The organism is Streptomyces sp. ISL-96 (genome assembly GCF_018614035.1).
Taxonomy (GTDB): domain Bacteria; phylum Actinomycetota; class Actinomycetes; order Streptomycetales; family Streptomycetaceae; genus Streptomyces.
This window is the reverse complement of record NZ_JAGGPA010000008.1, coordinates 14,804-41,705: the sequence shown is the minus strand read 5'-3', so window position 1 is coordinate 41,705 and position 26,902 is coordinate 14,804. Positions and strand designations below refer to the sequence as shown.

General features: G+C 67.4%; 27 protein-coding genes. 9 read left to right on the top strand and 18 right to left on the bottom strand.

The window, feature by feature from the left end:
* The first annotated feature begins 25 nt into the window (after nt 1-25).
* Entirely contained in the window at nt 26-598 is a 573-nt protein-coding gene (locus tag J7E96_RS05720; protein WP_215128104.1) for a GNAT family N-acetyltransferase, read from the top strand.
* Nucleotides 599-954: 356 nt separating this feature from the next.
* Here the strand turns inward: J7E96_RS05720 and J7E96_RS05715 are convergent, their stop codons facing one another.
* From J7E96_RS05715 to J7E96_RS05690, 6 genes are all read right to left on the bottom strand, one after another.
* Nucleotides 955-1,317 (bottom strand): DUF952 domain-containing protein, encoded by a 363-nt coding sequence (locus tag J7E96_RS05715; RefSeq protein ID WP_215128102.1) that lies wholly within the window; start codon nt 1,315-1,317, stop codon nt 955-957.
* 523 nt (nt 1,318-1,840) lie between these two features.
* A complete protein-coding gene (locus J7E96_RS05710) occupies nt 1,841-2,110 on the bottom strand; it encodes a hypothetical protein (protein WP_215128100.1) in 270 nt (89 codons plus the stop codon).
* Between the two features lie 74 nt (nt 2,111-2,184).
* The gene (locus J7E96_RS05705) at nt 2,185-4,575 is read right to left on the bottom strand and encodes a glycoside hydrolase family 3 N-terminal domain-containing protein (protein ID WP_374196638.1); all 2,391 of its coding nucleotides are present in this window, start codon (nt 4,573-4,575) and stop codon (nt 2,185-2,187) included.
* Nucleotides 4,572-5,390, bottom strand: coding sequence for a carbohydrate ABC transporter permease (locus tag J7E96_RS05700; protein ID WP_215128098.1), 819 nt, complete (start codon nt 5,388-5,390; stop codon nt 4,572-4,574). The genes J7E96_RS05705 and J7E96_RS05700 overlap by 4 nt, the downstream gene beginning before the upstream one ends.
* Nucleotides 5,390-6,280 carry a carbohydrate ABC transporter permease gene (locus J7E96_RS05695; protein ID WP_215128096.1) on the bottom strand — a complete coding sequence of 297 codons (891 nt, stop codon included), beginning with the start codon at nt 6,278-6,280 and terminating at the stop codon, nt 5,390-5,392. Before J7E96_RS05695 ends, J7E96_RS05700 begins: the two co-directional genes overlap by 1 nt.
* A gap of 21 nt (nt 6,281-6,301) precedes the next feature.
* Entirely contained in the window at nt 6,302-7,612 is a 1,311-nt protein-coding gene (locus J7E96_RS05690) for an ABC transporter substrate-binding protein (RefSeq protein ID WP_215128094.1), read from the bottom strand.
* A 139-nt stretch (nt 7,613-7,751) separates the two neighbouring features.
* Between J7E96_RS05690 and J7E96_RS05685 the strand changes: the two genes are divergently transcribed.
* A complete protein-coding gene (locus J7E96_RS05685) occupies nt 7,752-8,792 on the top strand; it encodes a LacI family DNA-binding transcriptional regulator (protein ID WP_215128093.1) in 1,041 nt (346 codons plus the stop codon).
* A gap of 68 nt (nt 8,793-8,860) precedes the next feature.
* On the opposite strand, the gene J7E96_RS05680 is transcribed toward J7E96_RS05685, so the two are convergent.
* The 3 genes from J7E96_RS05680 to J7E96_RS05670 all read right to left on the bottom strand — a co-directional run bounded on the left by J7E96_RS05680 (nt 8,861) and on the right by J7E96_RS05670 (nt 11,367).
* Nucleotides 8,861-10,210: an endo-1,4-beta-xylanase gene (locus J7E96_RS05680; protein WP_215128143.1), complete on the bottom strand. Its 1,350-nt coding sequence runs from the start codon at nt 10,208-10,210 to the stop codon at nt 8,861-8,863.
* 371 nt (nt 10,211-10,581) lie between these two features.
* Nucleotides 10,582-10,749 (bottom strand): hypothetical protein, encoded by a 168-nt coding sequence (locus J7E96_RS05675; RefSeq protein ID WP_215128091.1) that lies wholly within the window; start codon nt 10,747-10,749, stop codon nt 10,582-10,584.
* A 60-nt stretch (nt 10,750-10,809) separates the two neighbouring features.
* Nucleotides 10,810-11,367: a DUF3291 domain-containing protein gene (locus J7E96_RS05670; protein ID WP_215128089.1), complete on the bottom strand. Its 558-nt coding sequence runs from the start codon at nt 11,365-11,367 to the stop codon at nt 10,810-10,812.
* A gap of 306 nt (nt 11,368-11,673) precedes the next feature.
* On the opposite strand from J7E96_RS05670, the gene J7E96_RS37110 reads away from it, so the two are divergent.
* From J7E96_RS37110 to J7E96_RS05645, 6 genes are all read left to right on the top strand, one after another.
* Entirely contained in the window at nt 11,674-12,147 is a 474-nt protein-coding gene (locus J7E96_RS37110; RefSeq protein WP_251069472.1) for a helix-turn-helix domain-containing protein, read from the top strand.
* A 177-nt stretch (nt 12,148-12,324) separates the two neighbouring features.
* Nucleotides 12,325-12,672, top strand: coding sequence for a hypothetical protein (locus tag J7E96_RS37105; RefSeq protein WP_251069471.1), 348 nt, complete (start codon nt 12,325-12,327; stop codon nt 12,670-12,672).
* 59 nt (nt 12,673-12,731) lie between these two features.
* The gene (locus tag J7E96_RS05660; RefSeq protein WP_215128087.1) at nt 12,732-14,138 is read left to right on the top strand and encodes an IS1380 family transposase; all 1,407 of its coding nucleotides are present in this window, start codon (nt 12,732-12,734) and stop codon (nt 14,136-14,138) included.
* Between the two features lie 180 nt (nt 14,139-14,318).
* Nucleotides 14,319-14,726 carry a DUF6281 family protein gene (locus J7E96_RS05655; RefSeq protein ID WP_215128085.1) on the top strand — a complete coding sequence of 136 codons (408 nt, stop codon included), beginning with the start codon at nt 14,319-14,321 and terminating at the stop codon, nt 14,724-14,726.
* A 113-nt stretch (nt 14,727-14,839) separates the two neighbouring features.
* Nucleotides 14,840-15,130, top strand: coding sequence for a barstar family protein (locus J7E96_RS05650; RefSeq protein ID WP_308295854.1), 291 nt, complete (start codon nt 14,840-14,842; stop codon nt 15,128-15,130).
* A 564-nt stretch (nt 15,131-15,694) separates the two neighbouring features.
* The gene (locus J7E96_RS05645; protein ID WP_215128083.1) at nt 15,695-16,441 is read left to right on the top strand and encodes an SDR family oxidoreductase; all 747 of its coding nucleotides are present in this window, start codon (nt 15,695-15,697) and stop codon (nt 16,439-16,441) included.
* Nucleotides 16,442-16,838: 397 nt separating this feature from the next.
* On the opposite strand, the gene J7E96_RS05640 is transcribed toward J7E96_RS05645, so the two are convergent.
* From J7E96_RS05640 to J7E96_RS05630, 3 genes are all read right to left on the bottom strand, one after another.
* Complete coding sequence (locus J7E96_RS05640) at nt 16,839-17,150, bottom strand: hypothetical protein (protein WP_215128081.1); 312 nt, start codon at nt 17,148-17,150, stop codon at nt 16,839-16,841.
* Nucleotides 17,151-18,021: 871 nt separating this feature from the next.
* Complete coding sequence (locus tag J7E96_RS05635; protein WP_215128079.1) at nt 18,022-18,333, bottom strand: hypothetical protein; 312 nt, start codon at nt 18,331-18,333, stop codon at nt 18,022-18,024.
* Between the two features lie 659 nt (nt 18,334-18,992).
* Entirely contained in the window at nt 18,993-19,193 is a 201-nt protein-coding gene (locus tag J7E96_RS05630) for a cold-shock protein (RefSeq protein ID WP_215128077.1), read from the bottom strand.
* A gap of 392 nt (nt 19,194-19,585) precedes the next feature.
* Here J7E96_RS05630 and J7E96_RS05625 point away from each other — a divergent pair, with 392 nt between their 5' ends.
* Nucleotides 19,586-19,960, top strand: coding sequence for a hypothetical protein (locus tag J7E96_RS05625; protein ID WP_215128075.1), 375 nt, complete (start codon nt 19,586-19,588; stop codon nt 19,958-19,960).
* A 102-nt stretch (nt 19,961-20,062) separates the two neighbouring features.
* Here J7E96_RS05625 and J7E96_RS05620 read toward each other — a convergent pair whose 3' ends face one another.
* The 6 genes from J7E96_RS05620 to J7E96_RS05595 all read right to left on the bottom strand — a co-directional run bounded on the left by J7E96_RS05620 (nt 20,063) and on the right by J7E96_RS05595 (nt 26,652).
* Nucleotides 20,063-20,389 carry an SCO5918 family protein gene (locus tag J7E96_RS05620; protein ID WP_215128073.1) on the bottom strand — a complete coding sequence of 109 codons (327 nt, stop codon included), beginning with the start codon at nt 20,387-20,389 and terminating at the stop codon, nt 20,063-20,065.
* 71 nt (nt 20,390-20,460) lie between these two features.
* On the bottom strand, nt 20,461-21,984 hold the full coding sequence (locus J7E96_RS05615) for a DEAD/DEAH box helicase (RefSeq protein ID WP_215128071.1): 1,524 nt from the start codon (nt 21,982-21,984) through the stop codon (nt 20,461-20,463).
* 374 nt (nt 21,985-22,358) lie between these two features.
* Nucleotides 22,359-22,562, bottom strand: coding sequence for a cold-shock protein (locus J7E96_RS05610; RefSeq protein WP_034275260.1), 204 nt, complete (start codon nt 22,560-22,562; stop codon nt 22,359-22,361).
* Between the two features lie 475 nt (nt 22,563-23,037).
* A complete protein-coding gene (locus tag J7E96_RS05605; protein ID WP_215128069.1) occupies nt 23,038-23,385 on the bottom strand; it encodes a MerR family transcriptional regulator in 348 nt (115 codons plus the stop codon).
* Nucleotides 23,386-24,502: 1,117 nt separating this feature from the next.
* A complete protein-coding gene (locus J7E96_RS05600; RefSeq protein WP_215128067.1) occupies nt 24,503-25,234 on the bottom strand; it encodes a hypothetical protein in 732 nt (243 codons plus the stop codon).
* 737 nt (nt 25,235-25,971) lie between these two features.
* On the bottom strand, nt 25,972-26,652 hold the full coding sequence (locus tag J7E96_RS05595; RefSeq protein WP_251069469.1) for a carbon-nitrogen hydrolase family protein: 681 nt from the start codon (nt 26,650-26,652) through the stop codon (nt 25,972-25,974).
* Nucleotides 26,653-26,902: the final 250 nt, after the last annotated feature.

Genomic DNA, 26,902 nt, shown 5'->3' with positions numbered 1-26,902 from the left:
CCGCATGCCGTGACATCGTGGTGCCATGACCATCGAGGTTCGCCCGGCTTCGGTCTTCGAGGATGTACGTGCCGTACTCGGCCCGAAATCGCCGGGAGCCAACGTCTGCTGGTGCCTGAGCTACCGGATCCCGTCCAAGCTCAACAACGAGCTTCGCGGGCCGGCCCGCGGTGAGTACGTCGCCGAGCTGTGCCGTACACAACCCCCTGCGGGCGTGCTCGCCTACGAAGACGACGAGCCGGCCGGCTGGGCCGCCGTGGCACCGCGCTCGGACACCTCCTTCGCGCGCAACCGTAAAATCCCGCACATCGACGACCTGCCAGTCTGGTCGCTGTGGTGCATCCGCGTACGCCCCGGTCATCGAAAGCGGGGGATCTCGCACGCCCTCATCGCCGGCGCGGTCGAGTTCGCCCGCGCCCACGGCGCACCGGCGATCGAGGCGTACCCCCTCGACAACGGTGACGCCAAGGTCGACATGACGATGGCGTACGCCGGGCTCCGGAAGAACTTCGAGCGTGCCGGGTTCACCCACGCAGCCGACACCACCTCGGTACTTGCCGGTCACCCGCGAGTCCTGATGCGGCTCGATCTGCGCTGAAGACCAGCCCTGAGCCCCGGCGGCCGACATCACGTACCGGCGAACCGTTGGGTGACAACGCTGAAGCTTTGCAGGCACAGGACGGTTCTGAGACAGCCCTGACCGAGGAGACGCGGCTCGTGGGCGATGACGCCGGTGGAACCGGGAACGTCGAAGTCACTTGCGGCCTGTCAGGTCCGGCGTCGACCTCACTCGCAAATTGCGGACAACGGGCCTAGCCTCGGCGGGTGCGATGTTCGACGCGGCGGACTTCCTCCGGGCGCTGACCCCGCACCTGTCGGTTGAGCTTCCGCCCTGACCGGCCACGCGCGTTCCGCACCGGCGAGCGCTCGCCCCCTGCCCCTCGGCCGCTGGTGTCAGTTCCGGGGAACCAGCTCTCGGGCCCGGCCGTCTTCGTCTCGCACGATCTCCATCAGCCCGACCACCGCGTCGCGGTTGACGGGCCCCAGGACACGCGGAAACAAGGCTCCGGGCGCCTGGGCCAGCGGCGAGCCCGGAGCAGGGGCCACCCACTTCACGGAGGCATCGAGCCTCGTCTCATCGATGAGCAGGGCGACGAGCGGACCGGTCACCCCGCCGTGGAAGCGGGTGGCGGCTGCCAAAGTCGCTTCCTCGCTGGGAGAGCAGTGCACGGACCCGTCCTTCGCCAAAGAGGCAGGTGCGTAGGGCAGGTGAGCGTCGGCAAGCCAGTTACCGAGAGCGACTACGTGATAGAGCATGAGCCAGTTATAGCGGGTTCGGCTGCCATGCGTCCGGTACGCCGACACCGCCTCATCCCGGGCGCGCTCTGGTGACCACACCGGGGTCCGCACGGCGTTCCCGCAGGTAAAACCGGGTCGAATCCCTTCATACCCGCCGCGGCGCCCTGGCCGCACGCCGCTTACGGACACTCCGACTTGCTGGCCGTCCGCAAACGCATTCCAGTCACGACCCTGTTGTGTGGCTGAAAGCAGTGCAATGCTGTGACGGCGGTGATCCTCTTTCCCCCAAGGCAGAGATCCCTCACCCTGGCCCGCCCGTGTGCCGCCACGTGGGCGGAGCCACGCCGTCCCTCCCGGCCTCCCCCCGGGAGGGCCGACGTGTGCCCCGAGGGCGGTGGGTGCGCCGTTGTACGTCGCCGCGGCCTTGCCGGCACGGCCGTCCGCACAGCGCTGGCCTCGTACGAAGAGGCGTACCGCGTGACTGCTCACGACGCTCACCACGGACCAGCTACCCGACTCTGTGAACACGACCTGACAACTTTCAGCCGCCAATGTCCCCGATTTCGCCGATCCCGTCGAAAATGCCGTCGAAGTCGAAGTCGAGGTCGTCTTCGTCATGGGGAGCGGCTAGTTGTGTGTGCTGCCCGCCCTTTGGGGTGAGGGGCTGGGCTGTGGCCACGTTGGACAGGCTGAGCACCGCAGCCGCTGCCAAGGCCGCAGCTGCAGTCGCTCTCACGATGTGCTTGGACATCTGGTTCTCCAGTGGGTGCTGGACAGGGTCTCCCGGCCAGCCGATCACCCGTCCCTTCATGCGGCCACCTCGGCGAAGCAGAAGAGTGAGCACCGGAAGAGAGCCCGCCTGCGGCGTCGCGCTACTCCATGCCGTCACGGAGCCGTGTGCGGCACCACCTTGAACTCCGCGTGCAGCCGCCGGTGGTGGTCCACTTCCCGTACGGGTCCGGTCAGCGTGGCCCGTGCCGTCAGCCGCGGATCGGTGCTCGACGCGCTGAAGCGCAGCTCCAACTCCCCCGGCTCCACAATGCGCCGCCCCTCGCGACCGGTGAACGACGCCACGTCGGCGGGGATCGTCGCGTGGATCCGTGCGGCCTGGCCGACGGCGAGGTCCAGGCGGACGTAGCCGATGAGCCGCTGGAGGGGCTGCACCACCGAGGCGACGGGGTCGTGCAGATACAGCTGTACGAGCTCGGTGCCCTCGCGCGTACCAGTGTTGCGAACAGTGCAGGCAAGCCGGAACTCGCCGTCCGTGGCCGCCACATCGCTGTCCACGCCGAGGTCGGTCCACTCGAACGTGGTGTACGTCAGCCCATGCCCGAAGCCGAAAGCCGGCGTCGGGTCGATGCTGGAGACCTCGCTGGAATGGCCCAGGCGCGCCGCCAGGTACGTCGAGGGCTGGGCGCCCGCGTGGCGCGGGACGCTGACGGGGAGCCTTCCGGCCGGGGCGGTACGTCCGCTGAGTACGGAGGCGATGGCCGTCGTACCCTCCTCGCCGGGGAAGAAGGACTGGACGACGGCGGCGGATTCCGTCGCCGCCCGGCCCAGCGCGTACGGCCGCCCGGCCAGCAGGGTCACCACGACCGGTGAGCCGGTGTCGAGCAGCGTGTCGAGCAGCTGCTGTTGTACGCCGGGCAGGGCAAGGGACTCGGCGTCGCACCCCTCGCCGCTGGTGCCGCGGCCGAAGAGGCCGGCACGGTCGCCCAGCGCGGCCACCACGATGTCCGCGCCCCGGGCCAGTTCGGCGGACTCCGCGAACCCGCCGGTGTCGGTGCCGTCGACACTCGCACCGGCCGCCACCACGATCTCGCTGCCGGGGAACTCCGCCGCCAGTGCCTCGCGCAGGGTCGGCAGTTCGATGCCCAGGGGGAACTCGGGGTGCTGGCCGCCGACGTGGACGGGGAAGGCGTAACAGCCCAGGACCGCTGTCGGGGCCTCGGCGTTGGGGCCGATCAGCGCGATCCGGCGCGGGGGCGCGGACCGGTCGAGCGGCAGTGTGCCGTCGTTGTGGAGCAGGACGACGGCCTGTTCGGCGACGCGTCGGGCCAGGGCCCGGTTGGTGTCCGTGTCCAGGTGGATCGTCCCGCGCAGAGCGCCCGCCTTGTCGCCCGCGCCCCCGTCAGGCCCGGTCAGCGCCTCCGGCACCGGGCTCCAGTCCGGGTCGAGGAGGCCGAGCTGCGCCTTCTGGACCAGTACCCGCCGTACCGCGCGGTCCACGAGCGCCTCGTCCACCCGGCCCGCGGCGACCGCGTTCAGCAAGGGCTCGCCGAACGTCTTGACCGTGGGCAGTTCCACGTCGACACCCGCGCCGAGCGCGGCGCCCGCCGCCTCCCCGAAGGTCGCGGCCACACCGTGCAGCGTCTTGAGGAAGGCGATCCCGAAGTAGTCGGCGACGACCGTTCCGGTGAAACCCCAGGTGTCCCTGAGCAGCCCGGTCAGCAGGGCTTCGTCGGCGGCGGAGGGGATGCCGTCGGTGTCGGTGTAGGCGTGCATGACCGACCGTACGCCGCTCTCGCGTACGGCCATCTCGAACGGCGGCAGGATGATGTCGGCGCGCTCCCGTGCCCCCATGCCGACGGGGGCGAGGTTGCGTCCGGCGCGGGAGGCGGAGTAACCGGCGAAGTGCTTGAGGGTGGCGATGACGCCGGCGGACTCCAGGCCCTGGACATAGGCGGTGGCGATGGTTCCGACGAGGTACGGGTCCTCGCCGATGGTCTCCTCGACCCGGCCCCAGCGTGCGTCGCGTACGACGTCGAGGACCGGGGCGAGTCCCTGGTGCACGCCGACCGAGCGCAGGTCCCGGCCGATGGCCGCGGCCATCTCGCGGATCAGCGCGGGGTTGAAGGTGGCGCCCCACGACAGGGGAACCGGGTAGGCGGTGGCGCCCCAGGTGGCGAAGCCCGCCAGGCACTCCTCGTGGGCCAGCGCCGGAATGCCGAAACGATTCGCCTCCGCGATGCGGCTCTGCGTACGCAGCAGGGAGAGCGCACCGAGCGCCGGGTCGACTGGGGCCGTACCGAAGGGCCGGGTCAGCTGGCCGAGGCCGTACGGCAGCAGGTCGTCGAGGGCTACCGGTTCTTCCATGTCGTGCTGGAACGGGGCGACTTCGGCGCCCTCGTCGGACGCCCCCACCCAGACTCCGAAGAGCTGAGCGATCTTCTCCCGGAGGGTCATCGCGGCGATCAGGGCGTCCGCGCGGGTCTCCGCGTCGAGGCCCGGATCGCGCCAGGGGGCTTTGGTCTCTACGGACACGTTGTCGGTCACTTTCCTCCGACTCCCATCAGGCCCTGGACCAGGGCGCGACGGGCGAACAGGTAGACAAGCAGGATGGGGAGCATGGACAGGACGACGGCGGCGAGCAGGCCGGGGATGTCGACGCCGTGTTCCGTCTGGAAGTCGTACAGGCCCATGGTGAGCACCTTGGTCTCGGCGGACTGCGTCAGAACCAGCGGGAAGAGGAAGCCGTTCCACGCCTGGAGGGCGGCGAACACCACGATCGTCGACAGGCCGCTCCTGGAGAGCGGGACCACCAGCTGGAAGAAGATCCGCCGCGAGGAGGCGCCGTCCACGGTCATCGCCTCGTACAGCTCCGGCGTGATGTCGCGCATCACCCCTGTGAGGATCAGCGCGCACACCGGCATGGCGAAGGCTGCGGTCGGCAGGATGACGGCGATGAGGTTGTCGTACAGACCAGCCTTGCTGAACACGTAGAACATGGGGACGATCACGGCCTGCGAGGGCACCGCGAGGCCGAGCAGGAACAGCCGGAAGACCGTGGTGGTGGTCCGGCTCCGGCTTCTGACGATGGAGTACGCCAGCGGCGGCACCAGGAGCACGACGATGCCGACCACCGACACTGTGACGATCACGGTGTTGAGGAAGTACTGCGCGAAGCCGCTGTTCAGGTCGTTGATGTAGTTGTCGAGGGTGAAGTGCTCGGGGAAAGCGAGCGGGCCGTTCGCCGCGTAGTCGGCGCGGGTCTGGAAGGTGGCGATCAGCATGACGTACAGCGGCAGGCCGACGAGGAAGAGCCAGACGAGCGAGCCGAATCCCGCGAGGTAGTTGGGACGCCTCTTCATCACACGCCCTCCATGGTGCTGCGCATCTTGTCGTAGCCCGACAGCCGGACCATGACCAGTGAGACGACGGAGGCGACGAGGACGAGGAGGAGGGCGATGGCGGAGCCCGTTCCGAAGTCGAAGCTCTTGAACGCCTTTTGGTACATGTAGTAGGCGCTGATGGTGGTGTCGGTGCCGGGGCCGCCCTGGGTGAGGATCAGCACGGTGTCGAAGGTCGTGAGCCCGCCCACCACCATCAGGATCACCGAGGTGATGATGCTGTTGCGCAGCTGCGGCAGGGTGATGTGGAAGAACTGCTGGACTGTGCCCGCCCCGTCGATCTGCGCCGCCTGGTAGAGGACCTGCGGGATCGCGCGTGCCGCGCCCTGGTAGAGGAGCGTGTGCAGCGGCGTGAACTGCCAGGTGCTGACGAAGACGAGGACGCCGATGGCGCCGCTCTGCACACCGAGCAGATTGCCGTCGCCGAACAGCCACTTGGCTTGCGAGGGCACACCGAAGTTGGGGTCGAGTACCGCTCGCCACAGCACGGACACGGCGGTGATGGACAGCAGCAGCGGGACGAAGTAGATGGCGGACAGGATCGCCCGGTTGCGCTGGTGGCCCGCGGCCCAGACGCCGAGCAGCATGCTGATCGGCGTCTGGACGACGACGCCGAGCACGGTGAGGAGGAGGCTCAGCCAGAGGCTGTTGAGCATGACGGGGTCGTCGAGCAGCTTCTTCCAGTTGTCGAGTCCGGCGAACTGCGGGGAGCCGAGACCGTTCCAGTTGGTGAAGGCCAGCACGAAGACCATGAGCAGCGGGAGTATGGCGAACAGTGCGAAGAACACGGCGGCGGGCGCCGCCCAGGCGAAGCCCGGGCGGCCCACCCCTGTGCCGGAAGCATTGGTCATTTTCAGGTGATCCCAGGGGGGTCAGGCGGCCGGCAGAGCCTGCATGGCCTTGATGAAGCCGTCCGCGTCGATCTGTCCGTTGAAGAACTGCTGGATGGCGGTGTGGAGGGTGGTGGTCGCCGCGGGCGGGAATGCCTGGTCCCACGAGAGCTGGAACGTGGGGGCCTTCTTGACCAGGTCGTACTGGAACTTCGAGTAGTCCGGGTTGGCGGACCGGTCCAGGAAGGCGGGGGTGTTGGACGTCGTGGGCAGGTTGCCGACTTCGAGCTGGGCCTCGACGAACTCGTCCGAGTACATGAGCTTGAGGAAGTCGGCCACGGCTTCCGGGTGCTCGGTGTTCTTCAGCACCGAGTAGAAGTTGTTGGTGTTGCCGGCAAGGTTGTCCGGGTCGCCCTTGCCCCCTTCGACGGTCGGGAAGGTGCCGTAGCCGAGGTCCTTTTTGACGAAGTCCGGGTAGGCGTCCTGGAGGGTCGCGTACTCCCAGGAGCCCATCAGCTCGAATGCGGCCTTCCCGGTGGCCACCAGGGCCGGCGAGCCGCCGTCGGTGAACTTCACCGAGTCGTAGTTGGTGCCGAACGCGCCGGCGTCGATGAGCTCCTTGAGCATGCCCAGCGCCTTCTTGCTGTCGGTGCTCTCCCAGGCGCTCTTGTCGCCGTCCAGGACCTTCTGGAACAGCTCGGGCCCGGCCACGCGGTCGTATGCGTACTGGAACCACATCTGCGTCGGCCACTTGTCGCCGCCACCGAGCGCGATCGGTGTTTTGCCCTTGGCCTTGAGGGTCTTCACCGCGGCGAGCAGGTCGTCCCAGGTCTTCGGCGCGGAGATGCCGGCTTCCTGGAGGACCGCCTGGTTGTTGAACAGCATGACCGGCTGGGTGCCGCGCATGGGTATGCCGTACGGCTTGCCGTCGACCACGGCCGTGTTGAAGACGGACGGCAGGAAGTTGGACTTCAGGCCGGGGTCCTTGGCGATGAAGTCGTCCAGCGGCATCAGCAGGCCCGCGTCGACGTACGGCTTTATGCTTCCGCCGCCCCAGTTGAAGAAGACGTCGGGGGCCTGCTTGCTGTTGATGATGGTCTGCAGCTTGGCCTGGTAGTCGGCGCCCGGGATCGTGTCGAGTACGACCTTCACCTTGGACGTCTTGTTGAAGCTCTCGACGAGCCGCTTCTCCACCTTGTTCGTCGCGTCCCCGTAGACCAGGACGTGGATTTCGCCGGACCCTCCGCCGGCCGAGCCGCCGGAGTCTCCGCCGCACGCGGACAGAGAGAGCACGATGGTCAGTGCCACGCTGCCGACGGCAGCAGTCCGCAGGAACCGCGCGCGTTGCTTCATCGCCTCGCCTTTCGAAATATTTCGGCACCATTACCGAAACTTCACGAGTCGGGACGCTAGGTTCACCCCGCCAGGGCGGTCAACCCTCGAACGTCGAGTTATCAAAGCGTTACGCTGCCAGGGCAGTTGAACGTGCCTTATGCTCCTCACCATGCGCGATGACGAGGAGACGGGTCGAATCACCCTGGCACAGGTGGCCCAGCAGGCGGGCGTCTCCATTTCGACAGTTTCGAAGGTCCTCAACGGCCGGCAGGACGTGGCCGCACCTACCCGCGTGAAGGTGGAACGCCTCCTGGAGACCCACGCCTACCGGCGGACCACGCGGTCGAGCCGGGAGGCGCCGCTCATCGAAATCGTCTTCCACGAGCTTGAGAGCATCTGGGCGATGGAGCTGATCCGTGGGGTGGAGAACGTCGCCAAGGCCAACCAGGCCGGCGTGATCCTGACCGAGAGCGGAACCCGCCACTCACCGAGTCCCGACTGGATCGAAGGGGTTCTGCAGCGTCGGCCGATCGGTGTGGTGCTGGTCTTCTCAGCCCTTCCGCAGACAGTCAAAGAGCAGCTCAGGGCCCGTTCCATCCCCTTCGTCATCATCGACCCGGCCGGCGACCCGGACCCGGATGTGCCGTCCGTGGGGTCGGCGAACTGGAACGGCGGACTGGCGGCGACGCGCCATCTGGTCGAGCTGGGACACCGGCGGATCGGCATCATCACCGGCCCCGAGGACATGCTGTGCTCACTGGCCCGCCTCGACGGTTACCGGTCGGCGATGAGCATGGCCGGCCTGGAGACCGATCCAGCACTCATTCAGTACGGCGACTTCCATGTCGAGGGCGGGTACGAGCGGGCGATGGAGATGCTGAGCCTGCCACGGCGGCCGACTGCCATCTTCGCGGGCAGCGACCTGCAGGCGCTCGGCGTCCTGGAGGCGGCGCGGGTCAATGGGCTGCGCGTGCCGCACGACCTTTCGGTGGTGGGGTACGACGACGTACCGGTCGCGAAATGGTCGAGCCCGGCGCTCACCACGGTGCATCAGCCGCTCCGGCAGATGGCCGAAGAAGCGGCGCAGATGCTGCTGCGGCTGAGGGCCGGTGAATCTTCCGCGACCAGGCTGGAGCTTGGCACCAGTCTGGTGGTCAGGAAGAGCACGGCGGCGCCGCAGGAGGGCGCGGACACGTAAGAGGCTGTGCGGCAGACCGGCCGTTGAGGGGGACGGGGCCGGCCTGCCGCACGCGCCTCAGGGGGCGGTCAAGAGGCCGATGCCGTGCAGGGGCCTATGGCGGGGGCAGCCGGGCTGCCGTTGGTCATGACCGTGAAGCCGAAGCTTGTTGATGCCCCGGCCGACAGGTTTCCGTTACCGTTCGGCTTCATCGTCATGACGTTGCCGCTGCTGTCCCAGGTGGGCGAGCCGTTCCAGGTCGAAGAGATCTTCTGCGGGGAGGTCAGCGTGACGTTCACGCTCCAGCTGCTGATCGCCGAACTGCCCGCGGTGACCGTCACCCTGCCGTTGTAGCGGTCGCTCCACGTGTCCGTCTTGGCGTAGGACACGCTGCACGTGGCGCCGGTGCCACCACCGCCACCGCCACCGCTGGTACCGCCGAGCGCGGAGAGCACCGCGTCATAGGCCGGCTTCTTGTTGTAGTTGCCGTCGAAGAGCAACGGTGTGCCGCTGCTGCGCCAGGAGTACTTGTCGGTGACACCCCAGACCGTGATGCCCGTGCAGCGGGTGACGGCCAGGCATGCCCGTACGACGTTGCTGTACGCGGCGGCCTGGGTGCTGCCGGAGCCTTCGATGTCCAGCTCGGTGATCTGCACGTCCACGCCGAGGTCGGCGAAGCGCTGGAGGTTCTGCTGGTAGTCGGCAGGAACCGGAGAGGCGCTGTTGAAGTGCGACTGGAAGCCCACGCAGTCGATCGGCACACCGCGCTGCTTGAAGTCCTTCACCATGTTGTACACCGCGTTGCTCTTCGCGTTCACACCGTCGGTGTTGTAGTCGTTGTAGCAGAGCTTCGCGCCGGAGTCGGCGGCGCGGGCGGTGCGGAACGCCTCCTCGATGAAGCCGTTGCCGAGCTTGTCCTGGAACGGGGAACTGCGCCGGGCGCCGCTGCTGCCGTCCTGGAACGCCTCGTTGACCACGTCCCAGGAGTGGATCTTGCCCTGGTAGTGCTGCATCACCTTGGTGATGTGGTTGTTCATCGCCGATCGCAGGTCGGTCGCCGCGAGGCCACCGACCCAGCCGGGGAGCTGGGAGTGCCACACCAGGGTGTGTCCGCGGACCTTCATCCCCCTGCCCTGGGCGTGACTGACGATCTGGTCGGCGGAGCCGAAGGTGAACGAGTTACGGGTGCCTTCGAGGGCGTCCCACTTCATCTCGTTCTCAGGCGTCACCGAGTTGAATTCGGTGTTGAGAGTGGAGGCGTACGCCGCCTCCCCGAGGTGGTTGGCCGCGACCGCGGTACCGAAGTACCGGCCCTTCCCGGCCGCCGCGCCGCCAAGCGTGGAGGCGGCGTTCGCGGTACCGGCTATAGCGACGACGCCGGTGCCGGCAAGCACGGTGGCAGCGCCCAGGACTAAGGCCTTACGTACGTGACCGCGCATACGCGCACGCACCCCACCGATGTCGGACGAACTTCTGATCACGTCGACCTCCATGTAGTTGGACCGAAAGAGTTTCGGTCATGTCACTCCATTGTTTCGGCGACGAGTATCGCCCAGGATCTGTCTCGCAGCCATCACTCGCGCACCAGAACCGCGTGGAGGAGCAGAAATGACCGGTAACATCCCGATCGATCCACGCCGTAGAGCCGTGCTCGGCGCGGGAGCGAGTGCAGTCGCACTGACAACTTTCGCCGGACTGGCGGGAATTGGGAGCCCGGCCGAGGCGGCCACGGCGGAAGGACCCACCGTGCGACGGGGGCTCCCCGGGTCACGGACTCCGGCGTGGAACCTGTGTTGTGTGTCGTGCGGGGTCAGATGCTGGGGTCGGTGAGATAGAGGCCGCGGGCGCAGTCGAGGGCGTCTTCGGGGGTGCCGGCGAAGCCGCTGGTGGGCAGGATGGCGTCTCGGTACTCATCGGTGCTCGCGAGGTAGAGGGCGAAGCCCCAGGTACTGGCGGATCCGCCGTGGCGCAGACGCATCTGTTCGCCGTCATTCAATCGAGGCGTTTGACAGCGAACCCAGTCGTTCAGGCTTCCTTGTCAGCGAACCTGGTCGCTCTTCGGCCCGATGCCTTTGATCCTGGTCGGAGTTCCGTCCGGGGCGAATGAGTGGTGGAAGGTGAAGGCGTGCGGCGCGGAGCCGTGGTCGTGGAGGTGTTCCAGCCTGGAAACCCCGTCCTGCCAGGTGGGTGTCACGCCGTCGGAGACCCACCAGAACACGTAACTCGGGTGTCCTGTCCTCTCGAACCAGTCGTAACGCCTGTTCAGCGCCTCACGGTGCAGACCGGTGTAGACGGCGTCGAAGGCGGAGCGCAGGTCGGTCCAGAGTGAGAGGGTCGCGTCCAGGGCGGTGGTTTCCACCGTACGGCCCTTGCCGTACCAGGTCGGTACGGCGAACTCTCCCCATGCACCCCAGTCCAAGTCGAAGTGTGTGCCCCGGTCGCCGTCTGCCGCTTCAGCACGAGCGAGGTACCCGGGGTGCTGGCTGATCTTCCGGTAGATGGCCTCGCCGCTGTCGTGGAGTTCGCGCGTGAGAGGTGCGGGATCGGCGAGAGGTGACTTCAGGACGCCGAATGTGTACAGCACAAGATGGGGCATGTGTCTCTCCCTGGTTGGGGGTGCCTGGTGTGGACCCGTTCGGTGGCTTACGCCTGGGGGCGACGATTCGTGGGGCGTGACCAACTCATCCCGTCGCGGGTGGCTCAGCCTGAAGGAACTCCTGTGCGACCGTGGGCGATCGCCGAAGACCAGGTGAAGGTAGCTGCCTCTGCGGGCCATGTCGAAGTTGCGTTTTCCCTGTCCAAGTGGCCTCTTGCACCGGTCATTGCGGGGGCTGGGGCGGTGACGGGCGGGGCAGGCTGCGGGATACCAGTGATCCACTTTCGGCCGATCGGTTCGCCCCCCATGCCCGTCCGCACCCCCTGTCCGATAGCCCCGAGTGCCGCCGAACGCGTGCGGTTGAAGAAGATGGCCTACGGCCACAAGACCGAGCACCGGCTGCGGGTGCGTGCACAGGTGGTGCTGCACGCCGCGCGTGGACGCTCCAACGCATGCATCGCCCGGGAGACGGGGCTGCATTTGGACACCGTGCGCCGCTGGCGTGGCCGGTTCGCCCAGGCGGGCCTGCCCGGGCTCAAAGACCGTCAACGCTGCGGGCGTCCCGCCTCGTTCACACCGCTGCAGGCCGCCGAGGTCAAGGCGCTGGCCTGCCGGCTGCCTGCCGAGAGTGAAGCACCGCTCTCACGCTGGTCGTGCCCGGAACTGGGCCGCGAGGCCGCCCGGCGGGGCATCGCCCCGTTCATGTCGGCGTCGACCGGGTGCCCTGGCCTACCTCGCCGCCTACGACGTCCACGCCGCGAAGGTGTTCGGCCGCACTGAAGAACGCACCGGCATCGTCCCGTTCATGAACCTGGCTACCCAGGACATGAGCCAGGAGCCCTACGCAAGCGCCAAGCGCGTGTTCTGGATCGTCGACAACGGCTCCTCCCATCGCGGTCAGAAGGCGGCCGGCCGGCTCACCGCGGCGTTCCCGAACACGGTCATGGTCCACACCCCGTGCACGCCTCCTGGCTCAACCAAGTCGAGATCTACTTCTCTGCCGTCCAGCGCAAGGCCCTCTCGCCCAACGACTTCACCGACCTCACCGAGGTCAGGGACCGGCTCCGAGCCTTCGAAGACCGCTACAACGCCACGGCACAGCCGTTCCAGTGGAGGTGCACCACCTCCGACCTGGACGATCTGCTGGCCAGGCTCGACCGGCACACCGCCGATCACCACGAAGAATCCTCTGTCGCACCGGCAGCGTGTACAACCTCCGAAGGATTTACGACGCTGACCACTAACCTCACCGTTTCACTTGGGGACGGCTGGCTTTGGGGCGGAAACGCGAAAGTGCCTTCCTGACCTGGGACGATGAACCTTGCTGAGGGGTTCTGTCGGTCCAGGCGGAGGGCACTTTCTACGTGCAGGGTATCGGGTTGCGTCCCAGGGTCCAGGTCAGTGCCGATGGTTCGGGGGTGGTCGGGCATGCCGGGGCACGGTTGCTGGCGGATCTCGCTGACGCCACCGGGCTGACCGCCGCGTACTCCGCCGCTCTCAGGTCGCTTCGGCCGCGCGGGACCGGGCATGATCCGGGCCGGATCGCCACCGACCTGGCGGTGATGCTCGCCAATGGTGGCGAGGCCATTGCGGATCTGGCCGTACTGCGGGACCAGGCAGGGGTGTTCGGTTCGGTCGCCTCGACACCGACGGCCTGGCGGCTGCTCTCCGACACCGATGAGAGGGCACTGGCTTCTCTGCGCTCGGCCCGTGCCCAGGCCCGGGAAGTCGCCTGGCTGCAGGCCGCCGAGCACAGTGAGGGCATTCCCGCAGTCCGGGCCGCGGGACGCATGCTGCCCGGTCTGGTCCTGGACCTCGACGCGACGCTGGTCACCTGCCACTCCGAGAAAGAGCAGGCCGCACCCACCTATAAGGGCGGCTTCGGCTTCCACCCGCTGCTGTGCTTCCTCGCCAACACCGGCGAGGCCATGTCGGGGCGGCTGCGGCCCGGGAACGCCGGTGCCAACACCGCGAGCGACCACATCACGGTGCTCGACCAGGCACTCGCGCAGATCCCCGACGCGCACCGGCACGGCACCGACATCCTCGTCCGCACCGACAGCGCCGGATCCGCGAAAGCCTTCCTCGCCCACGTCCGCGACGTGCGGAAACGAGGAATCCGTACCTTCTTCTCGGTCGGATACGCCATCACCGAGCCGGTCCGCCGCGCTGTCCGGGCCATGCCCGAGGGCCTCTGGCATCCCGCCCTGGACCAGGACGGGACGCTGCGTGATGGCGCCGAGGTCGCCGAGCTGACCGGCATGGTCGACATGACCGGCTATCCGGCCGGCACTCGCATCATCGTGCGCCGGGAGCGGCCGCACCCCGGAGCCCAGCTGTCCCTGTTCGACCAGGACGAGGGCCTGCGCCATCAGGTGTTCCTCACCGACACCCCGTACTCCGGTGGCGGCTCCGCCCAGTTCCTGGAGGTCCGCCACCGAGGGCATGCCACCGTCGAGGACCACATCCGGTGCGGCAAGACCACCGGCTTCGGCCGCTTCCCCTCCCGCGACTTCGACATCAACGCCGCCTGGCTCGAACTCAGCCTCGCGGCGATCGACCTGCTGGCCTGGACCCGTGCCCTCCTCCTGGACGGGGAGCTGGCCACTGCCGAGCCGAAGAAGCTCCGCTACCGGCTGCTGCACGTCGCCGCCCGCCTCACCCGCGGCGGCCGCCGCCTGCGCTTGCGGATATCGGCGACCTGGCCCTGGAGAAACGAACTGGCCACGGCCTTCCATCGCCTCGCCGCACTGCCCCGACCCGCCGGCTGACCGGCAAACCCCCGTCCGCCCACGACCCGAAGGACCCCGGAGAACCCGACCACCGCGCCGGGACTCCGCCCTGCCCAAGTACCGAAATCGCTTCAGCCACCCAACAGTTGGTGATCTGCAACGCCGCCTCATCCCAACCGAAACGGCGAGGCTAAGGCCAGAGAGAGAAGGAACGAACTGATGAGCGCTGCTTTCCGGGTCGGCCGAGGCGGATCCGTACGCATGCTGCTGGTGGCCGTCGCCGCCACGGCGTCGGCCGTCAGCTGCACTTCGTCGAGCGGCGGCGATGACTCGGCGTCCTGCGCGCACCGGGTGACGTACGAAGACCGTACGTACGGGGACGTCGCCAACGTCAACTTCGAGATCGGGGAAAAGGTCGGCACGGTCAGTTCCGCGCCCTGCGACGACACGGGGGGCCAGAACGAGGGCGAAGAGACCGCGACCGAGTCGAGCGCCTACGCGATCGAGGGACTCGACACCGACATCGCCATCGCGGTGGGAGACACGCCTGGAGAGGCCGTCTTCTTTGCCGTCGACTCCGGCAAGGGCCTCCCTGCCGAGGTTGAGAAACTGATCGACGGCTCCTGAACCGCTTCCTCCTGGCCGATATCTCGCAGGAACGCCGCGTACGCACCGGTCGGCCGAACAAAGCAACATCCTCAAGTAAGATCAACGGTTGTTTTGGTCGGCTCGTACTGAGAATGGCGAACATCATGACGGAACGACCTCAGTCACGTACGGGACGCCGAGGCACTTCAGCGACTCCTCCAGCAGTATCTGATGTTGCCCGACTTCTATGGCCGAACTGGAACGCTTTCTGGGACGCGGTCACTGGCCTCGTCGAGCTGCCGAACGAACTCACCTTCACCGGATGGGCCGACTTTGCGGCGGCGCTGCCTACCGAAGCACTAAGGCTTCGTGACCTGCTCGACGACTGCCAGGCCGGGTACGGGCCATACCTCGCGGTCCCACGGCGTATTCACTACCTCTGACAGGAGTAGCGTTCGACCTCCGCGGGGACACCTGGACATCCCGTACGAGGTCATCCTCGCGTTGCGACAGGAGTACCTGGGTGCAACAGTTGACGACGAGTTTCCGGCGGAGGTACGCACCGCCAGGTGCCGATGCAAGCCCCCTTCCTACCCCCGCTGAGCCCGGCACAGCCCAGGAGGTATGGGTAGCTGGGCCCCGGCCCTGTGAGGCCGGGGCGCGGTAGGGCGGCCGTGGCTGCCTTCCGCTGTCAGCTCCGGCGCTGCGTGTCCGGGCAGCCGACCTCCACGCAGGCGCCGTACGGTTCGATGGCCGCCCGTCATCCGCAGGTCAAGGATGGACTCCACACTCTCGCCGGAGCGTTGCACGCCGTAGGATCGTCGATGTAGCCGACTGTGCAGTGCCTCCTGATGTGCAACGGCGCCGGGCCGGGCATGCCGTTGAGGGCCTTCGTGATGCGGCGGGTCTGGAGGCGTGCCGTCACATCTTTGGGTGCTCGTCGGTTCTCAGTGAATGGCGGACGCTCCACCGGGGAGCGCCCGCCCACCGAAGGGATGAGCACTGCGATGACAACCATCCTGGTGACCGGCGGCACTGGAACGCTCGGCCGACTCGTCACCGAGCGACTACGCGCAGACGGGGCCGAGGTGCGCGTGCTGAGTCGGCACTCGCGGCCATACGCCGTGGACCTGCGCGAGGGCACCGGGCTGGCCGCAGCAGTAGCGGGGGTGGACACGGTCGTGCACTGCGCGACAACACCACGCGGCGGTGACGAGCAGGCAGCACGCCATCTGATCGAGGCGGCCCGCCAAGCCGGGGTGCGGCATCTGGCGTACATCTCGATCGTCGGCGTCGACCGGGTTCCGCTCGGCTACTACCGGACCAAGCTCGCCGTCGAAGAGCTGATCGAGGCCTCGGGGCTCGGCTGGACCGTGCTGCGCACGACGCAGTTCCACGACCTGGTGCTGCGGGTCCTGCAGAGCTCTGCGAAGTTGCCGCTCATGCTGCTCCCTGCAGGGGTCGCCGACCAGCCAATCGAGGTGGCGGAGGTCGCCGCCCGGCTGGCCGAGCTCGCAACCGGGCCGCCTGCGGGGCGGGTGCCGGACATGGGCGGACCCGAGGTGCGTACGCTTCCGGAGCTGGGGCGGGCCTATCTGCGCGCGAGCGGACGTCGCCGCCCCCTGCTGAACGTGCCTCTGGCAGGCAAGGCCTACCAAGGGTTCCGATCGGGAGGGCATCTGGCCCCGGAGCGGGCCGTGGGCAAGGTCACGTTCGAGCAGTTCCTGGCTCGGCGTTTCCCAGCGCGAGGTTGACGCCGGGGCGGGGCCTTCGTGGTGCATGCGGAACTTGCTGATGAAAATGTGCACCCTTGGACGGCCGTGGGGCTGTCAGTCTCTGCACGCGGCTCGGCGTTGACGTACCGGCATGGGCCGACAGGGTGGGCGAACACCTGCTCCCAGTACCGTCGATCGCCCAGCTCCGCAGGCGGCTGTAGGGGCCCTTCCACGAGCGCCGAACTCCGCAGGCAGGGGGCCGTCTGGCAGGAGCGGCTCGCCCCTGGCGCATTGAGCGTCAGGCAACACGCCAGCATCAACGGCCGACCTCAGCCGCAACGCCTGAGAACCCTGCCATCGACTTGTCGAGCACTCCTCCCACACAGACGCAGCAGACCGGCACTTTGCGGGTCTGGCAAGTTTCAGAAGAAACGGGCTAGTTGTCGATGCCGGTCACCGCTGTCGGGCCGAGCGGAGCCTGGTCCTCGCTGATGCCGGCTTGGCGCAGTGCGGCCGCGACCACCTGCTTCGCTTGCTGTTCCGCGCTGTGGCTGTTGTCAGCTTCTACCTCCAGGCGAATGCTGAACGTGCCGTTGTCGTTCACGGTGAGGATGTCCAGGTCTTCCGATCGGCCCAGTGCGGTGTGCTGAGGATCGGCCGGGCTCAAGTGCTTTACGACAGCGGCCCGTTTGGCCTCGGTCACTTCGTACAGGAACGTGCCCGGGATGGAGATGACGAAGGTGGTCATACAAACTCCCCTTGTTGTGTTGCCAGGCGCCCCGGCTCCCGCAGCGCGGCACGTGCCTGACGGATGTCGAGCAGGAGTGAAGACTTCCTCGGAGGTGATGCCGGTGATGGGGCAGTGGTCCTCTGCACGAGCCCGGGCAAGTGCCTCGCGCCCAGAGCGAGAAGTCTCTGCCGCTCGGCATCGCTCAAGTCCGGGCCGGTCAACGTGGACAGCGGCCGGCGCCACAACCCGTTAGCCGAACGCCCGGCCGCACCAGCCAGAGGACCAAAACTCATCCCCATATCCTGCCCCACCGCAGCGGATTATTCCGGCGACACCTGGCCATCCAAGGCCGCATGGCACGGAGGTGCGAGGCGGCGGACCTGACCAGCGATCTTTAACACAGCCCCGCGCCTGCGCCATCAACTCCATGCGATGCAGCCAGTCTCGACAGCCCAAGGCCGGCCAGCAGGGAGAACGTTGCCTGAAGCGGCATTGGCCGAGATGGCGGTAACCAGGTACGCAGAAGGGGCGGCCGCCCGATTTTGGCGTGCCGCCCCTTCTGCGCGTGTCTCAGGTCGTCGGTTCGTCACGAATACTCGTGGGGCTCCACAGCCGTCGCCGCCGTTTTGGGAAGCGAACTCCAGAGTCGTCAGGCAATACGCGCCTTGAACGTGAATGCTGCACGCGTCCAGTGCCGGCTGTGGTCGGCCGGCCTGGATTGAACAGCCCTGATGCGTGACACGCAGACACACTCGTGTGAGTGGGGTACAACCGGCTCTGCCAGGCCGGCCGAGGGTGCGCGCCGGCGTGGCACCGGGCTTCTTCCTCCTGATGGCGCAGTAGCCGCTCCTGTTCCGCCAGCTTGTGCGGGGTTGCGGACCACCGGGCGTCACACCGGTCGCAGAACCCAGGGGCCGGCCGAGCGGACCATGACGAACCCGGGAAACGGCAGGGTGATACGTCCCCGCAGGTCACCCTCCCGGTCCGCCGACATCGGATGACCGCGGGTGTCCATGCAGACCAGGTGAGTCCAGTTCTCGTTCCCCGCCAGGGTGAAGGCGAACGTTCGGCGCGGGCCCGCCCAGCGCAGAAGTGTGTGCCCGGTGCCGCGCGTCTCACCGGAAAAGTCGAGGACGCCGATCTCCTCCTCGGGCAGAGTGCGCAGATACCCTTGGGGCCAGACCCGACGAGCCCGCGCCAAGACGCTTCACGAGCACATGGGTGTACTCGGCGGGAAGAATGAACGGCAGCGGCTTCGACCCATAGGTGGAGATCCCGATCGAGGCGTCCCGCGACCTGAGGTCGGGGGTCTCGATCGCCCCTGTGGCCGAGAAATAACTGAACGGCCCCCCTGAGCGAAGCGTCAGGAAGGCGGGCTTCCCAGCCGGCCGGGGTACCGGGACGAGCCTGCCACGCCAGCCCCGCTCGGATATCCCCGCGAGTGATGCCCGGTTCCGCTGCGCCACCATGCCTCCTGTGAAGATGAAGGCCGGAGCCTACCGCCCCTACGCCACCGCACCACAGCTCACGCCGCTCCGAACTTGCGTCGCCATGTGGGTCGTCCCCCAGCTGCGTCCACCACCACCCTCAGAACCTCCGAGGTGGAGTCACCGGCTGACGGTGGACGTACTCGCTGAAGTACTCACCCCAGTTCGTCGCGCTCGACAGTGCGGGTGACGACCATGGGGGGCCGCGGCGAGCGAGTTCGCGGGTGGGTGAACCGGTGGACCATGCCACCGCAGAGCACGCGGCTCAGGGGGCGCGCTGGCCTCCGCGCACGCCCGAATCGCCCTCCCGGCCCCCACAGGCTGACTCAGCGGCCGAGACCTCGTAGTGCGCCCGGGCGGAGGTTTCCTACCCTCAGGCGGAGACGATGTTTTCCGCGTACAGGCCACTTCGAGCCTGCATGACGTCGAAGTGCACGTTCTGCCCTTCGAGCAGCGAGAAAACGTTTCGCTCAGCGATGTACGAGAAGTGGGCGAACACTTCAGCGCCGTCTGGCTGCTCGATGAAGCCGAAGCCCCTGGCTGCGTTGAACCACTTCACGGTGCCGGTGGCCATGCCGTACCTCCTTTTGCGCAGCGGCGATCATTACCTACCCGCCCGAAGCGCACCAGAAGAAAAGGGCTCCGCCGGTACAGAATGCCGACAAGCGCGCGCTTTAAGTATTCGGGTTACACCACCGAAACGAATTTCAACAGTAGCATGGTGCGAGCGGTCAAGCACATAAAGCCATATTGCTCCCTCCGTCTACCCGTAAAGCCTCTCCCGCGGATTGCCGCATTTCTGTTCCGCCGGGAATACATAATTGTTTTTCCGGCCGGCCCCGCCCCGCGGACCAAGACGACGTACGATTCATCACCGAAGTTACTTTTGTGACCCGAGGCGGCGGTCTCCCGGCACCCGAAGACCGGCGTTTCCAGCAGGGGCCGACGGTAGTAAAATCCCGTGCCATGTCGAACGCCGATGATCTGCTTGCCGACGTTGCCGCCACGGTGGAGTCCGAGCACAGCAATCAGATGTCCCTCACCGTGGTTGCCGGTGGTGCCGTCATCACCGGACGGCTGGCTCCCGAAGCTGTGTGGAGGGAACGAGTGGCCGAGGTGCTGAAGGACTCCGATCGGCTGGGTCCCTTTTCAAGCATCTTCATGGCCCCCAGCATCAAGCCCCGTCCCGAGCAGGACGCGCCTCCCACGCACCTGCATTTCCATGTCGCGAGGATCCTCCAGGGCAACATCGGAATTCCCGAGACCGGTGGGATGTACCGCATCGCCATCAAGGATGTGAGCGCATGGACGGTAGGTGACTTCAGCTACTCCGATCACTGAGCAGGTCACCCGCCCCGCTCCCGAACAACCGAGGGCCCCGACCAACCGGTCGGGGCCCTCAACGCTGTCTGCCTCTGCCTCGGTTCGAGGTACGCCGCCCAGTTACACGGGTGCCGGTGTGCCGAGCAGTGCCGGGGTGCCCAGCAGTGCCGAGGCCGCCGCGATCGGGGTGAGCATTACGGCGGGAGCGAGGCTCGGAGCTGTGCGGCACGTGAAGCCGAGGCGGGTCATTGCCCTGGTCACTTCACTCGCGGTGAAGTCGCGCCGGTCCTGTCGCGTGATGACTTCCCCTACTTGCTTGACGGGGTAGTGACGACGGCCGATGATCACGGACTCCCCCACGACAGGTTCGGGCTTGATGCCCTTCATCGACGCCTGCACGTCGGTCTTGACCAGGTCGAAGGGGAAACGGGCGATGACGCAGCGCATATTGCCTCAGCAGGGTTGAAAGGACGGGCAGGTGGTACCGGCGGGTGGAGACCGGCGAATCGGTGCTGGCCCTAGGCAGCCGCGCCCAGCAGGGGCTGCGGCCCGGACTTTCCGGCCGCCGCGCGGGAGTTCGCGCCCGTACGCCGCGTCTGGGCGGGTCGGCTGCGTCGGCCCCGGTTCGAGGAATCGCCGCGCTTCGGGCGCTCCACCACCGGCGCTGCAATCGTGACGGGAACACCTGAAGGAGCCTGTGCGCCGGTGATACGGCTGAGTTCCGCCTCGCCCGAACTGACCTGGGCCGTCTGCGGGGTGATGCCCGCGGTCCGCATCAGCCGGGACATCTCGCGGCGCTGGTTGGGCTGCACCAGCGTGACGACGCTGCCGGACTCACCGGCGCGGGCGGTACGGCCGCCGCGGTGCAGGTAGTCCTTGTGGTCGGTGGGCGGGTCGACATTGACCACAAGATCGAGGTTGTCGACGTGAATGCCGCGGGCCGCGACGTTGGTCGCCACCAGCACGGTCACATGCCCGGTCTTGAACTGGGCGAGGGTGCGGGTGCGCTGCGGCTGGGACTTGCCGCCGTGCAGCGCGGCAGCCCGTACACCGCTGTTCAGCAGGTGCTCGGTCAGCCTGTCCACCGCGTGCTTGGTGTCCAGGAACATCAGCACCCGCCCGTCGCGTGCGGCGATCTGCGTGGTCGTGGCGTTCTTGTCAGCACCCTGCACGTGCAGCACATGGTGCTCCATCGTCGTCACCGCGCCCGCCGAGGGGTCCACCGAATGGACCACCGGGTCGTGCAGGTAGCGGCGTACGAGGAGGTCGACGTTACGGTCCAAGGTGGCCGAGAACAGCATCCGCTGCCCCTCGGGGCGTACTTGGTCGAGCAGTTCGGTGACCTGGGGCATGAAGCCCATGTCGGCCATCTGGTCGGCCTCGTCGAGCACCGTGATGGCAACCTGGTCCAGGCTGCAGTCGCCGCGCTCGATGAGGTCCTTCAGCCGCCCCGGCGTCGCCACGACCACCTCCGCGCCACCGCGCAGCGCACCGGCCTGACGGCCGATCGACATGCCGCCGACCACGGTCGTCAGCCGCAGTCTCAGCGACCGGGCGTACGGGGTGAGCGCGTCGGTCACCTGCTGGGCCAGCTCACGAGTCGGTACGAGCACCAGCGCCAGCGGCTGACGCGGCTCGGCCCGCTGCCCCGCCGTCCTGGCCAGCAACGCCAGCCCGAAGGCCAGAGTCTTGCCCGAACCTGTGCGCCCGCGGCCCAGGACATCGCGCCCGGCCAGCGAGTTCGGCAGCGTGGCACCCTGAATCGGGAACGGCACCGTGACCCCCTCGGCACCGAGCGCGGCCAGCAGCGGCGCGGGCATCTCCAGATCCGCGAAGGCCTCGGCAGCCGGCAGAGCCGGCGTCATGGTGACCGGCAGGGCGAACTCCCCCTGCACCGCGGCGGGACGACGCCCGTAGCCACCAGAACGGCTCGGAGCGCCGGAACGGGCCGGAGCACCGAAGCGGCTCCCGCGTCCCGCACCGGCGGAACCGCTGGTGCGGGCAGGGGAATGGCGGTCGTTCGTGCGAGCTGTGCGGTTCACGTAGAACCTTCCTCGATGCGGCACGTATCAAGGAATTCCCGGCGCGGATAAACAGCACAGAGAATCGCAAGAACGAGCCGAAATAAATACGAAGACGAAACCGGGCCGATGTGAGACATCTGAGGCCGGTTGCGTCGAAGATGATCCGGCACATACATGCCAAGGCGAAGGCGGGATGCGGGATCACGGGGGCTCGGACGGACCTGTATCCGGAGCCATGGGCGGAGCGTCCGCCGCACGGTGAGACAACCAGAGCACTTCAGGTGGCGTCGCTCGCGGAACGTACACGACGCGGTGGGTGTGCCCTGGGGAAAGCAACGAGCTGGGGCCCGCACCCCAAGGTGCGGGCCCCAGCTACGCCGTACGCTTCAGCGTCAGGCGGGAACGATGTTCTCCGCCTGCGGGCCCTTCTGGCCCTGCGTGACGTCGAAGCTCACCTTCTGGCCTTCCTGCAGCTCGCGGAAGCCCTGGGCGGCGATGTTCGAGTAGTGGGCGAAGACGTCAGCGCCGCCACCGTCCTGCTCGATGAAGCCGAAACCCTTTTCCGCGTTGAACCACTTCACGGTGCCAGTAGCCATGTCATATCTCCTTGGGGGCAGTACCCGGGCCCGCACTGTGCGAGCCCCGAGTCGCCGCGATGATCGCCCCGTCCGGAAAACAACTCCGGCATACAAAAATGCACCCGCCGGCACAGTGGGCCAGCAAATGCACTTGAAGTTTTTTGGGAACCACAACTGCAACTGAGATCAACAGTAGCACGGAGAAATCGCCTGGGGGCGGTGCGTAATATCACTCCCCCTGGCGCGCCATAAACCCTCACGGCGCATTGCGCTAATTTCTGTGCCTGCCGCGATAGATATTCACATGCGAGCAGCCGCGGGGTCCCGTGTTCGATCCCCGCTGCCGAACCCGCTGTACACGAGACTGTTGGTTGCAACGAGCCCGATCGAGGGCCGTGGCGATACGACGATCCCTGGGATCGCCCGCCGGTCACGGCCAGGCTCCGCACCGTTCAGCGCGGGCACCCGCGTGACGCCGGCAGGCGCTCCAGCATCAGGCCGCGGACGGAGGGTGAGAGGAGTTGCCGGAGTTGCCGGCGCGGCGATATTCGGCGTTGATGCGCTGGGCTTCCTCGAGTTGGTCTTCGAGGATGACGATGCGGCAGGCGGCGTCGATGGGGGTGCCCTGGTCAACGAGTTCACGCGCCCGGGCGGCGATACGGAGCTGGTAGCGGGAGTAGCGGCGGTGACCGCCCTCGGAGCGCAGCGGGGTGATCAGGCGGGCTTCGCCGACGGCGCGGAGGAAGCCCGGGGTGGTGCCGAGTATTTCGGCGGCCCGGCCCATGGTGTAGGCGGGGTAGTCGTCGTCCTCGAGACGGCCGAGGGAGTTGTCTGCTGTCATTTCACCTCACTGGTCGAGTACTTGTGGCGGGAACGCGTGGAGGGGCCTTGGTGCCGTACGGCACCAAGGCCCCGAAGGAATTTCAACACCATCTGCCGGCCCTATTACTGCGCCGGCCTTCTGTGTCCGCATGCCTGCCCGAGAAGCTGCTGGGCGGGGGTGCGGGGATCGCGGTGCGTGACCGGAGACCACCTACCAATCTGAGGTCTTGCGGTACCCAGGCGATGCTGCCGCCCGGGCGATCCTGATGGCGCTCGAACTCCTCCGTTCTTCCCTCTGGAAGTAACTACTTTCCAAACCGGTACTGCTACGCGGGTACTACTCGTTACTACTGGGTACTGCTCGGTACTGCCGGTGATGCAACTGCTCGTGGCATTGACAGCCACTTCGTCCGGCAGCCAGCCCCGTCGCCCGTCGTGCGCTTGCTCTGGCTTAGAACCCCACTGCCGGACCTCTCAGAACGCGCGCCCGCAGCCGACGCCTTCCCTGAGAGACCACTGAGTACTGCACTGCTGGGTACTGCCACCTACAGAACTTCTTACCGCGTTACTGCTCATGACGGCCCCTGATCACTGCGGGCCACCCGGTCCGGCCGTCAGTTCCGTCGCCATCCTGCAACAACCCTGGCTTCGGAACTCCACCACCGCACCGTACTGCGCACTACTGCCCGGCAGTTCATCTCTGCCGGGCCTTGCTCGATCTCGGCTACGAGAGAAACCATAACCACGCGAGCGCCCAATGTCTACTCCAGCCGCCATAGATTTCCGTGAGCAGACAACAGAGGAAGCCTGAAGCTTCCAGCAGCGGTCGCGGATGACCGCCTCACCGAACGCACCTGGCTGCGTGAGGGCCTGCGCCAGGACGACGACCCGTGCGATGCCGACGACATCGCCCACCACGCCACCACGCTGCCGGCCACCACGAGCCCCAGCAGATCCTCGACGCCCAGCAGACCCTGGGCCCAGCTGCCAGGGGTCCAGGTAGCCGCCCCTGTTGATTCCCATCGCATACCTTCTCCCGCTTCCGTCGGCGGTGTACATATATGGATGATCCGGACAGTCCGCTCACGTGGGCAGCGGTGGCCGCAAGGGCAACGACCGCGAGTCGGCGGGCAGCGTCAGCTGCGGACAAGGCCGACCAAGCCCTTGTGGCCCACTCCCGGTGCGCTCAGCGCCAGCCAGCCGTGGCCGCGTATCGGGGTGTCGGCGCCGATCCGGGTGGGGTCCACCGACAGATGACGGCACGCCGTGGCAGCGTCCGCCGTGCCCTCGTTGGGCTCGGCCTCGTCATGCTCCGGATCGAAGTACTCTTCGTCGACGAGCAGGTCTTCCCAGGGCAGTGGCTCACCGACCCACTCGGGATCGTCCTCGCCCGTGTACCGGCGCCGGATGCGTCCTCGCTCGGCGACCACCCAGACGTTCGATCCACCCGCTTCGTCCTCGAAGAACATCTGGGCTTCGCCGCAGTGCGCGCTCAGCCGTTCCACGGCACCCATCCACTCGTCCCAGTCGACGCCGACCACGTCCTCCAGGTTCCCGGTGATCAGCCGCCAGCCGTCGAGTTCCGGCGTGACGAACACCGGAATCGCTCCTGGCCTGTGCGGCAACCGCGCCACATCCGCCCCTTCATCGAGCGTTACAGGAAACCGGTCGTGCAGTTCCAAGGCTGTGAACAGACCCTCGTACCGCTCGCCTGGAACCGCGAACCACCAGCTGTCCGAGAGAACCGGGGAGGGCTCCTCGTAACAGGACCTGAGAAGAGCCCGGCGGGCCAACAGCATCCTGTCGCGCTCGCCCAGACGGTCAGTGAATCCGGCTTCCAGCAAGGCATCAAGTCTGTTCTCGATCATGAGGCAGGAGCATAGGTCGACCCGCTGACAACGTCGCCCGACGCCTGCACTCCCCCATCGGCCGCACGTGGCCACTCAACGCCCACCGCCTGCCGGCGGCGTCGCATTCCGCTGGCCGAGCTCCGCGATCGTCCGCTGATCAGCCTGCCTCGTGGTACAACCGGGCTTGCGCGCAGGTCGGGTTCCAGCCGCGTATCGCCTTCGAGGCTGCCGCTCCGCGGCTGCTTGCGCAACTCGCCACCCACGGTCTCGGCGAGGCGGTGGTTCCGCGCCTCCCGACCAACGTGGCGTCAGCTTTCGGACTGCGGACCCTGGAGATCACGGAACCGCGGCCTGCACGGCAGGATCGCGCTGGCCTGGCGAACGGACAATCGCGCCGACCCCGCTGCCGCGGCCTTCCTGGACCTGCTTCGTGCAGCACTAAACGCGCCGGGGAGCGAAGTAACCAGTTGAGGCAAACGCCCCAAAGGCCAGAGCGGCCCTTCAGGCAGCGGCCACAGGCCGCACCACGCCCGGCCGTGCAGCTTCCGCAAACGTCACTGCGGACGTCGCGAAGACAAGGCCGACAGCTGGCCGGACGAATACCTCTGCCGGAACTGCTCGGACGACGCGGCAGCACATGTAGAGCCGGTACGCCCCCCTGTGCCAGGATCAACTGCTTTGGCCACCACGACAGTTGAGCATTCGTGCCTCTGTAATCGGCCAGTCGCGACTCCCGCAGTCGCTCTGGCTCTGGCTCACTTGATGAAGACCGCCCGCGCAATCCCATCGGGGGCAGCGCTCGCCTCGGCGATCAGCTCACCTTCGGCGGACCAGATGCCCGAACGGCCGGACGTGCGGTCGAAACCGCCACCGGTCGGCCCCGCGAAGGCCGCCACGGCGACCCACACACCGTGGTCCGCAGCGACCCGGCGGGCGCGTTCGCTGTGGACCTCAGCCTCGTGATCGGCGTGGACGACGCCAGCTACGTAGCCGTCGATGCCCAGCGCGGCCGTCTTCGCGGCGTGCTCCGGGATACCGGTGTCGCGGCAGACGGCAAGCCCCAGCCGCCACCCGTCCACTTCGACCACGGCGGGCTCGCCGGGCACGAAGTGGATGGCCTCGCTGCCGTGCAGGTAGACCTTCCCATAGGCCACGCGTACGCCGTGTCCATCCACAGCCAGTATGCCGATGCGCGGACCAGGCACAGGCGCACCGACCAGGGCGAGCGTCCCGGTCTCGGCGCACGCAGCGACGATCGGAGCCAGCCGTTCATCGTCTGGGTAGACCGGCGCCGCGTCCAGCTCGTATCCCGTCAGTGACATCTCGGGGAACACCACCACCCGCGCGTCCGCCGCCCGCACGGCCTCCGCGTGTGCCAGGGCGTTGGCCGTCACGTCGTGAGCCGCGCACCTCGGCTGCGCTACCGCGATGCTCAACGGTTGCTCCACCTTGAACTCCCTTCGTTCTGTTGGCAGAACCGCTTGTCTGCTCTTCCGGCCGCGCCCATAGGAGCGGTGCCAACTTGACGATGCGTCAGCTCTGCTCCGCTTTCGACATATCCGGGCTGAAGCCTAGGCGACGCTTCACGACGTTGTCGGGGGGCGATTTGCGTCGTGCCGGCCCCCATGGAACGGCAGAGTGGCCAGGTCCTGACCTTGCGCGGGTCGAGGTCTTCAAAGATCCGGG

What these genes read in the sequence shown, in the direction of transcription:
- J7E96_RS05720 (WP_215128104.1), top strand. Translation starts at nt 26, where the DNA reads ATGACCATCGAGGTTCGCCCGGCTTCGGTCTTCGAGGATGTACGTGCC.
- J7E96_RS05715 (WP_215128102.1), bottom strand. Translation starts at nt 1,317, where the DNA reads ATGCTCTATCACGTAGTCGCTCTCGGTAACTGGCTTGCCGACGCTCAC.
- J7E96_RS05710 (WP_215128100.1), bottom strand. Translation starts at nt 2,110, where the DNA reads ATGAAGGGACGGGTGATCGGCTGGCCGGGAGACCCTGTCCAGCACCCA.
- J7E96_RS05700 (WP_215128098.1), bottom strand. Translation starts at nt 5,390, where the DNA reads ATGAAGAGGCGTCCCAACTACCTCGCGGGATTCGGCTCGCTCGTCTGG.
- J7E96_RS05695 (WP_215128096.1), bottom strand. Translation starts at nt 6,280, where the DNA reads ATGACCAATGCTTCCGGCACAGGGGTGGGCCGCCCGGGCTTCGCCTGG.
- J7E96_RS05690 (WP_215128094.1), bottom strand. Translation starts at nt 7,612, where the DNA reads ATGAAGCAACGCGCGCGGTTCCTGCGGACTGCTGCCGTCGGCAGCGTG.
- J7E96_RS05685 (WP_215128093.1), top strand. Translation starts at nt 7,752, where the DNA reads ATGCTCCTCACCATGCGCGATGACGAGGAGACGGGTCGAATCACCCTG.
- J7E96_RS05680 (WP_215128143.1), bottom strand. Translation starts at nt 10,210, where the DNA reads ATGCGCGGTCACGTACGTAAGGCCTTAGTCCTGGGCGCTGCCACCGTG.
- J7E96_RS05675 (WP_215128091.1), bottom strand. Translation starts at nt 10,749, where the DNA reads ATGCGTCTGCGCCACGGCGGATCCGCCAGTACCTGGGGCTTCGCCCTC.
- J7E96_RS05670 (WP_215128089.1), bottom strand. Translation starts at nt 11,367, where the DNA reads ATGCCCCATCTTGTGCTGTACACATTCGGCGTCCTGAAGTCACCTCTC.
- J7E96_RS37110 (WP_251069472.1), top strand. Translation starts at nt 11,674, where the DNA reads ATGCCCGTCCGCACCCCCTGTCCGATAGCCCCGAGTGCCGCCGAACGC.
- J7E96_RS05655 (WP_215128085.1), top strand. Translation starts at nt 14,319, where the DNA reads ATGAGCGCTGCTTTCCGGGTCGGCCGAGGCGGATCCGTACGCATGCTG.
- J7E96_RS05650 (WP_308295854.1), top strand. Translation starts at nt 14,840, where the DNA reads ATGGCGAACATCATGACGGAACGACCTCAGTCACGTACGGGACGCCGA.
- J7E96_RS05645 (WP_215128083.1), top strand. Translation starts at nt 15,695, where the DNA reads ATGACAACCATCCTGGTGACCGGCGGCACTGGAACGCTCGGCCGACTC.
- J7E96_RS05640 (WP_215128081.1), bottom strand. Translation starts at nt 17,150, where the DNA reads ATGACCACCTTCGTCATCTCCATCCCGGGCACGTTCCTGTACGAAGTG.
- J7E96_RS05630 (WP_215128077.1), bottom strand. Translation starts at nt 19,193, where the DNA reads ATGGCCACCGGCACCGTGAAGTGGTTCAACGCAGCCAGGGGCTTCGGC.
- J7E96_RS05625 (WP_215128075.1), top strand. Translation starts at nt 19,586, where the DNA reads ATGTCGAACGCCGATGATCTGCTTGCCGACGTTGCCGCCACGGTGGAG.
- J7E96_RS05620 (WP_215128073.1), bottom strand. Translation starts at nt 20,389, where the DNA reads ATGCGCTGCGTCATCGCCCGTTTCCCCTTCGACCTGGTCAAGACCGAC.
- J7E96_RS05610 (WP_034275260.1), bottom strand. Translation starts at nt 22,562, where the DNA reads ATGGCTACTGGCACCGTGAAGTGGTTCAACGCGGAAAAGGGTTTCGGC.
- J7E96_RS05605 (WP_215128069.1), bottom strand. Translation starts at nt 23,385, where the DNA reads ATGACAGCAGACAACTCCCTCGGCCGTCTCGAGGACGACGACTACCCC.
- J7E96_RS05600 (WP_215128067.1), bottom strand. Translation starts at nt 25,234, where the DNA reads ATGATCGAGAACAGACTTGATGCCTTGCTGGAAGCCGGATTCACTGAC.